Annotated in this window: 7 protein-coding genes and 1 tRNA gene; 6 read left to right on the top strand and 2 right to left on the bottom strand. The window is 44.2% G+C overall.

Annotation, left to right across the window (positions count from 1 at the left end):
* Positions 1 to 278 precede the first annotated feature (278 nt).
* Positions 279 to 2,489: a transketolase gene (locus AC805_RS05560; protein WP_055074495.1), complete on the bottom strand. Its 2,211-nt coding sequence runs from the start codon at positions 2,487 to 2,489 to the stop codon at positions 279 to 281.
* Positions 2,490 to 2,851: 362 nt separating this feature from the next.
* Here AC805_RS05560 and AC805_RS05550 point away from each other — a divergent pair.
* The 5 genes from AC805_RS05550 (at position 2,852) to AC805_RS05525 (ending at position 5,311) form a co-directional block, all read left to right on the top strand.
* Positions 2,852 to 2,925: transfer RNA gene (locus tag AC805_RS05550), tRNA-Met, on the top strand.
* 102 nt (positions 2,926 to 3,027) lie between these two features.
* Positions 3,028 to 3,795: a PspA/IM30 family protein gene (locus AC805_RS05545; protein WP_055074493.1), complete on the top strand. Its 768-nt coding sequence runs from the start codon at positions 3,028 to 3,030 to the stop codon at positions 3,793 to 3,795.
* 416 nt (positions 3,796 to 4,211) lie between these two features.
* Positions 4,212 to 4,445 carry a DUF2997 domain-containing protein gene (locus AC805_RS05535; RefSeq protein ID WP_055074491.1) on the top strand — a complete coding sequence of 78 codons (234 nt, stop codon included), beginning with the start codon at positions 4,212 to 4,214 and terminating at the stop codon, positions 4,443 to 4,445.
* A gap of 88 nt (positions 4,446 to 4,533) precedes the next feature.
* Positions 4,534 to 4,920, top strand: coding sequence for a DUF1257 domain-containing protein (locus AC805_RS05530; protein ID WP_055074490.1), 387 nt, complete (start codon positions 4,534 to 4,536; stop codon positions 4,918 to 4,920).
* Positions 4,913 to 5,311 (top strand): ferredoxin, encoded by a 399-nt coding sequence (locus tag AC805_RS05525; RefSeq protein ID WP_055074489.1) that lies wholly within the window; start codon positions 4,913 to 4,915, stop codon positions 5,309 to 5,311. Before AC805_RS05530 ends, AC805_RS05525 begins: the two co-directional genes overlap by 8 nt.
* Before the next feature lie 42 nt (positions 5,312 to 5,353).
* Here the strand turns inward: AC805_RS05525 and AC805_RS05520 are convergent, their stop codons facing one another.
* Complete coding sequence (locus AC805_RS05520; protein WP_009629354.1) at positions 5,354 to 5,683, bottom strand: RNA-binding protein; 330 nt, start codon at positions 5,681 to 5,683, stop codon at positions 5,354 to 5,356.
* A gap of 760 nt (positions 5,684 to 6,443) precedes the next feature.
* Here AC805_RS05520 and AC805_RS05515 point away from each other — a divergent pair.
* The gene (locus tag AC805_RS05515) at positions 6,444 to 7,322 is read left to right on the top strand and encodes an Npun_R2479 family HD domain-containing metalloprotein (protein WP_055074488.1); all 879 of its coding nucleotides are present in this window, start codon (positions 6,444 to 6,446) and stop codon (positions 7,320 to 7,322) included.
* Positions 7,323 to 7,487 lie beyond the last annotated feature (165 nt).

Here is a 7,487-nt window from a genome sequence, read left to right as displayed (position 1 = left end):
TCTGGATTTTATAGCTACAGTCACTTGAATTAGGACAAATTAAACCCCAAGAAATGATTGGCGGCGCTTCGCGCCGCCAGTCATTTCTTGGGGTTTATGTCCTAGTACATTTGGCGATAGCTATACAGCGCTTGGCGCTCAAAGCCAAACCAATAAATTTTTTGAGAGTGTTGCGAAGCAACACTCTCAAAAAATTTATTGTGGTTCTTTTGATCGAAAATTGCTGTAACACCAATTCCCAAAATGGCAACGCCATTTTGGGAATTGGGCTAATTAGATTAGCCAAGCAACTGCTTAGCACGATTGGCGATCGCCTCAGCATTCATGCCATTAAAGTCAAACAACTGACCTGCTGAAGCCGTTGTCTCACCTCTCTTCCAAGCAAACACATCGCGCTTGCTATTACTGCGTAGCATCACAGGTTCCAGCATGGCTGACGCTCCGCCGACCACACCAATCAGAGCATCACCAGCAAAGAAAGCCTCAAACTCAGCATCGCTTAGGAACTTCCCATCGGGTTCAGAACAAGTATTCCACGCCACATCGCTTTCCCGATAGAGACGGCGAGGGCTAACAATCGAGACGATCTTGGAACCAATCCCTTGTTCGGCAAGCTTCTGTGCTGCTTCATATACAGGGAGCAACATCATATCGCCGATTACAGCAAAGACAACCTTCTGACTACCTGCAATTTCTTGCAAGGTAATTGCACCATCTTCCAGAGCTTGTCTGGTTTGCGCAAAATTAGTACGGATGGGTAAAGGCGATTTACTGGCGGTAATGACCACACCTTTATTTACTGCCTTTAGCGCCCATTCATAGCAAACTTGAATGCTATTAGCATCGAGAGGGAAGAGGGGAAATATATTGCCATTACGCATCATTGATGCGAAGTAGCCTTCAATTTCAGGGCGTTGGTGCGTCCAACCGTTACGACCCTGCTCTAAAGCCCCTGCGGTAAATAGACAAACCGTTGCAGGAGTAGGGCGGCGTAACTCAGCCATAGCTTGAGTTACGGTCTGCCAAATGGGAAGTCCATTAATCGCAAAGGATTCGTAGGAACACCAGAGCGTCCGACTGCCCATCAACGCCAAGCCCACGGCCAAACCAGCGCAGGCATCTTCGCTTAGAGGTTCGTAAACCTGTCCATTCGGCTCTTGATTGTAGAGCGCATCAACAGTGGGGTGATTGATCTTCAGTGCTTGGTTAATATTGGCAATTCCTGAAGCTTCATTTCCATCTGCATTGGTCACGATATAGCTCTTATCCGTTTGTCCGACATAGCCAACCAAGCGACCCATGGCAGTGGTGGAAATCTTGGATTCATCGATCGCATATTCTTCTAAGGGCAAGGTTCCCAAATCGATGAGAGGTAATACCGATTCTGTTACTGCTGTTTTAGAAGAAGAACCGCCACCAGCCCATTCGAGATTGGTACGAACGGTTTGCCAAGCCTCAGGATTGAGCGCGCGTGCCTGTAATCCCGCAACAATATCGATATTGTCGAGGGTGTGATGGGCATAAAGATTATGGGATTTCGCTCCGCGTGCGTGAACTCCTGCGCCTTTAAGTTGCTTGATAATGAATACGGTTAGCTTTCCACCAAAAGCAAATTTTGCCGCCTTATCCACGCCGACAAGCACCGCCTCAGTAAAGGCAAGCCTTTGTTTTAGAGAAAAAGCCGTACTATCAACATAAGCTCCGTCTTGATCGCGATCGTCAAAATCTTTGGCATCGATCAAAATCACTTCATCAAAGCCATTACCTTGCCAGAAAGCAATCATTTCCGCATTGGTCTTAGTCGAAACCATACTGTGATGCTCTTGACTAAAACCATTCCACACCAGAATCGGAATAAAATTAGTAACTTCAGGATAGGCGGTATGAAAATGGGCGATCGAACTAATCGGATAGGGTTCGCCCATGCCACCATCACCCATGGTCACGGGAAATAGCTTGTTACGGTGCAAGAGTGCCGCAGCCATGGCAAAATGTTGCCCCTGTCCGAGGGGACCCGCAGGAGCCAGAATTCCTGGAATATATCCCGATAAATGACCGAGTAAGCCATGTTTCTCACGATAGCGATCGCGCATTTGCATTACCGTACTAATGCCCATATCTTCAAGGGAGCGATCCAGAAACATGGCACTGTAGTACCCAGGGGCATGATGTCCCACTTCGGTGGGCATATTTTTGTGACCCAACATATAAAAAGCAGCGACAGCTTCTGCACTGCTGGCAAAGCCGCCTGGATGCCCTGAGGCTTTACTAGCCGTGACCTGTAAGGTGAGATATCGCAAGGCATCAGCGGCAAGCAAGGTTTGAAATACTGCTGCGCGATCGCGCGGATCGCTCACACCAGATTTGTCTGGACTAAGCACGGGGATACGCCCTAGCTCGTCGAACCCCTCCAACGGTTCACCAAAGTACTGAATGCCTTCACAAAAAGCGGGAGTAGCTGAGATTGTATTGTTAGGGGTTGCGACCATAGATTTTTTGACCTTGGATTTGTCTTGACTAGGGATTTAATTATGAAATGAATAGAGATTAAGAAATGCTGAAAATTTCTTCTAAGAGACATTTTAGTATGTACTGGGCACAGAGACCGAATGCGATTGTGCAATTAAGGACACAATACAAATATGCAATCAAAACAAATATGCAATCAAACATAAATGCAATCAAAAATGCAATCAAACATAAAGTACCTGTGGCTTCGACTCCGTTCAGCCAAAGTTGGCTGAACGGAGTCGAAGCTAAATAACTGGGTAGAACATTTTTTATTCGCAAGAGCCTAATTACAAAATTTATTGCAAAATATTTGCGCTGGCTATGTTATATTAAGAAATGCGGCAGCTTGGCTCAGGTGGTTAGAGCGACGGTCTCATAATCCGTAGGTCCCGGGTTCAAATCCCGGAGCTGCTATATAGACTAATAAAGTATAGATGATGCCTTGTATCGTCTATACTTTTCTATTGTTCATGATAGTATGTAGACAATTTACTCCCTAACGCAAAGGACAAGATTATGGGATTACTCGATCGCATTGGTATGGTGGTCAAGTCCAATGTAAATGCAATGGTTACAGCTGCTGAAGATCCAGAAAAAATTCTGGAGCAATCAATCATTGATATGCAAGAAGATTTGGTGCAATTGCGCCAAGCTGTTGCTCAATCAATGGCGGCTCTAAAGCGCCAAGAGCAACAATATAATCAAAGCGCATCACAAGCTCAGGAATGGGAAAAGCGGGCAATGCTAGCGCTCCAGAAGGGAGATGAAAACCTAGCAAGGGAAGCCCTCAGTCGCAAGAAAACCCATGCTGATGCGGCGGCAACTTTAAAGGTTGGTTTGGATCAACAAACAACCCAAGTAGATACTCTCAAGAAAAATCTGATTGCGATCGAAGGCAAGATTTCTGAGGCAAAAACCAAGAAAGAAATGCTTAAGGCAAGGTTGCAATCGGCGAAGGCTCAAGAAAATCTCAATAATATGCTGGGTAAGGTCAATACCAATTCCGCAGCAGCAACGTTTGAGCGTATGGAAGAGCGTGTCCTACTAGCTGAGGCTAAAGCTGGAGCTAGTGCCGAACTTGGAATGGATAATCTCGAATCTCAGTTTGCTCAGCTAGAAGCTGGAAGTGGGGTTGACGATGAATTGGCTGCTCTCAAAGCTAAAATGCTGACTAGCAGCCCTGCACCTCAAGGAGCTTTACCTCCATCGGATACAGCTAAGAAGCCCACGGTCGGAGCAGCGATCGATGCCGAGCTAGAAGCTCTTCGTCGCCAAATGGGTTAATTGACCTCTAAACACCAACGTTTCATAGGAAAGGGAACATTTTATGTTCCCTTTCCTTTTTTTAGCTACCGCAACACAAGAGATTGCCAGAACAAATCAAAACCCAAAAAATGATTGGCGGATCTTCGCGCCGCCAATCATTTTTTGGGTTTTATACCAATTCCCAAAATGGCAACGCCATTTTGGGAATTGGTATAAGGGGCTATGCCTTGAGGAAGGTATTGTTATAGTTTTGGCAAATTCAAAAAATTTAAAACAAATTTAATTAATTCATCAAAAGCTGTAAATCCTTACCAAACATTGCGATCGCTCTATTAAACGCATCAGAAAAGCATTTTGATTTTGCAGGGCTAGCTCCTTGACGTTTATATAAACTTTGAGTCAAACTGTCTATTAATTTAATAGCTAGAACCAGCATGGAAACTCTGGAATTTATTATTTACCCAGACGGTCGAGTGGAAGAACGCGTGACTGGTATTGTCGGTTCTAGTTGCGCTGAAGTGACAGCAGCGATCGAAGCAAAGCTCGGTATTGTGGCTTATCGAGAGCTAACCTCCGAAAACTTTGCTCAGCAGCAAGTCATATCTCAGTCGTCTACGCAACTCGATCGCGTGTCAGACATGGGCGATTCCCGATTTAGTCAGTGGTAGTAACACACAGAAAAGTCCAAGGTTTCACCAGATTAAAATACAAAATTTCCGTCCATTTGCCGTTTAGATCGAAGTTAGGATACAACCTATGTCACATTTTAGCCAAGTAAAAACCCAAATTCGTAGCCTAGAGCCACTCCAGAAGGCTCTCACTGATTTAGGTGTCAACTGGAAATCAGGGACATCACCCATGCGTGGACATCAAGGCGCGACTGCTGAGGCTGCACTGGTAATCGAGCAAGACAATGGCTATGATGTGGGTTTTCAGTGGAATGGCTCCGAATATGCACTAGTTGCCGATATGCAGTACTGGCAACAGCCTTGGACGGTGGAAAGCTTTTTAAGAAAGGTAACCCAGCGCTATGCGATCGCTACAGTCATGGGCGAGTCAACTAATCAAGGTTTCTCCCTCGCTGAGCAGCAGGTACGCGAAGACGGCTCAGTACGCCTAGTCCTACAGCGTTGGAATGGATAACTCCTCAGATCATGCTGTTGTCATTACCAGCTCAGAGCCAGAAATGAGCGATCCTGATCGCTCTGGCTTTGAGCCAGAACTGGGTGGTGAGCTACGCCAAAATGCAATTTTTGTCGATGAGACAGTATGTATCGGTTGCGGACATTGCGCCCATACCGCTTGCAGTACGTTTTTTTTAGAAGAAGACTACGGACGAGCTAGAGTAATCGCCCAAGATGGCGATGATGAGGAATTGGTGCAAGAAGCGATCGACACTTGCCCAGTAGACTGTATCGCTTGGGTAAATTACAACGACTTAAATAAGCTCGAAGAAGCGAGAAAGCATCAAGTTATTCAAAATTTGGGCATTATTGGGGATGGTGCTGCCTTAAGGCGCTCCATAATTCCTTAAAAGGAAAGGGACGCTATGCAGCATCCCTTTCCTTTTATTTATTTAGTAGCGATTACGACCGCCGCCGCCAGAAGGACGACCACCGCCGCCCTTGAAGCCACCTCTGCCGCCACCAAAGGAGTCAGAGCTTTCACGAGGCTTAGCTTTGTTAACCTTGAGTGCGCGACCCATCCATTCAGCCTCGTCTAATGCTACGATCGCAGCATCTTCTTCCTTTTCCTCGGTCATTTCTACGAAAGCGAAACCACGGGGACGACCTGACTCACGATCAATAGGTAGATGAACACGAGTGATTTTGCCATATTCTGAAAATACGGCTTTTAAATCATCTTCTGTAACCTCATAAGAGAGATTACCAACATAAATAGACATAATACTTGCTTCAACAATCAGATATGTGTAGAGATAGAGATTTCGGAAAGAAGCCTGTCACGATGAAACAGAAGACGACTGTCAATACTGAAAACAAACATGCGATCTAGAAATACTCATCCGCACATATTCTAGCGTAGTCATCTTCAATTAGGAGACGATCTTGAAAATATTTACGTTGCATCAGTCTTTAGGCAGATACGGGAAAAAAATCCTGACACAGCCATCCTATTTCATTCGTGAGATTAAATGATTTGACATATTCATCCAATTTAGCTATCAATATTTCCTAAAAAAGATTGTTTATTTGATCGCTTTTACGAAAATAGAAACAAGCGGGCATAAGTAACAGAGCATCATTAACAAAAAGCAATCCAAAGAAAAGTAACAATTACGATTACCCATGTGTTTTAAATCACATGGGGACAAGTGAGTTGCGATCGCAAAAAGTAAAAAAAGATCGTCCATAGTATTTTCTTTTGATATAAAGAAAATACTATGGAAGTCCCAAGTCTTTCCTAATCTATTGCTATACAATAAAAAATCTTTTCCTTCTTAGGATTACCATAAAGGGAGTATCTCAATTTAAAGAAAAGTGGGATACTGCAATATTTAGTTGCGATCTGAGGATTTTATGATTCGTTCAGAAATGCTGGGTATAATTCCTAAGCTTTCGCAAAATTTTATTCATGAGACAGATACGAGTATTAGACTTATCATTTAGGTTGGCTTTTAGCTTTACATAGGTATATGAAGATTTATGTTTAATGCAACTGAACTGCTGATTGGTAATTTTGTTGAACAGTTGAAGCTAGGATATCGCCGTACCTATGGCGGCTATATGCATGACTACGAGGATATTATTGGTTGGGCTGGCAATATGGCTCTTGAAAACATAGCCAATAGTGACGCTCTGTATCATAACGTCGAACATACGATCCTCGTAACTCTGGTTGGGCAGGAAATTTTACGGGGTAAACATATTCGCGAAGGTCGTGTTTCTCCTGAAGATTGGTTGCACTACATTATTTCTCTTGTCTGCCATGATATTGGTTATGTCAAAGGTGTTTGCCTTCAGGATTCTCATGGCAAGTATGCGACGGGAATTGGTGATTCTATGGTAGAACTCCCTCCTGGGGCTTCGGATGCTGGACTCACTCCCTATCATGTCGATCGCGCTAAGCTATTTGTCAATCAACGCTTTGCTAATCATTCCTTGATTAAGGCGGAGAAAATCTGCCGTAATATCGAGCTGACCAGATTTCCCGTACCTAAGACTGGTGACCATCAAGATACAACGCATTTTGCGGGATTAGTGCGATCGGCCGATCTCATCGGTCAACTCAGCGATCCCCGCTATCTCAAGAAGATTGGTGCTTTGTTTTACGAGTTTGAAGAAACAGGGGTTAATGCGGCTCTTGGATATGCTCATCCAGGCGATTTACGCCGTAACTATCCTAAATTTTATTGGACAAGCGTTTATCCGTTCGTCAAGGATGCTCTGTACTATCTATCGCTGACACAGCAAGGACAGGAGATTGTGGCGCATCTGTACTCAAATGTGTTTGTGGTGGAACATGAAAAGCTAGATTATCCACAAGCAAATCTTAATTTGCCTGCAACGATTATTACGCCTTAATCTGTAATATCACAGATCAAAATGGCGTAGCCATTTTAATCTGTAATCCTTACTGGGTTTAGTTTTTATAGCTACAGTCACTTGACTTAAGACAAATCAAACCCCAAGAATTGAGTGGCGGCGCAAAGCGCCGCCACTCAATTCTTGGGGTTTATGTCCTAATAC

Source organism: Pseudanabaena sp. 'Roaring Creek' (genome assembly GCF_001402795.1).
Taxonomy (GTDB): Bacteria; Cyanobacteriota; Cyanobacteriia; order Pseudanabaenales; family Pseudanabaenaceae; genus Pseudanabaena.
Note: the sequence above shows the minus strand (reverse complement) of the source record. Positions and strands in the feature narration are given on the sequence as shown.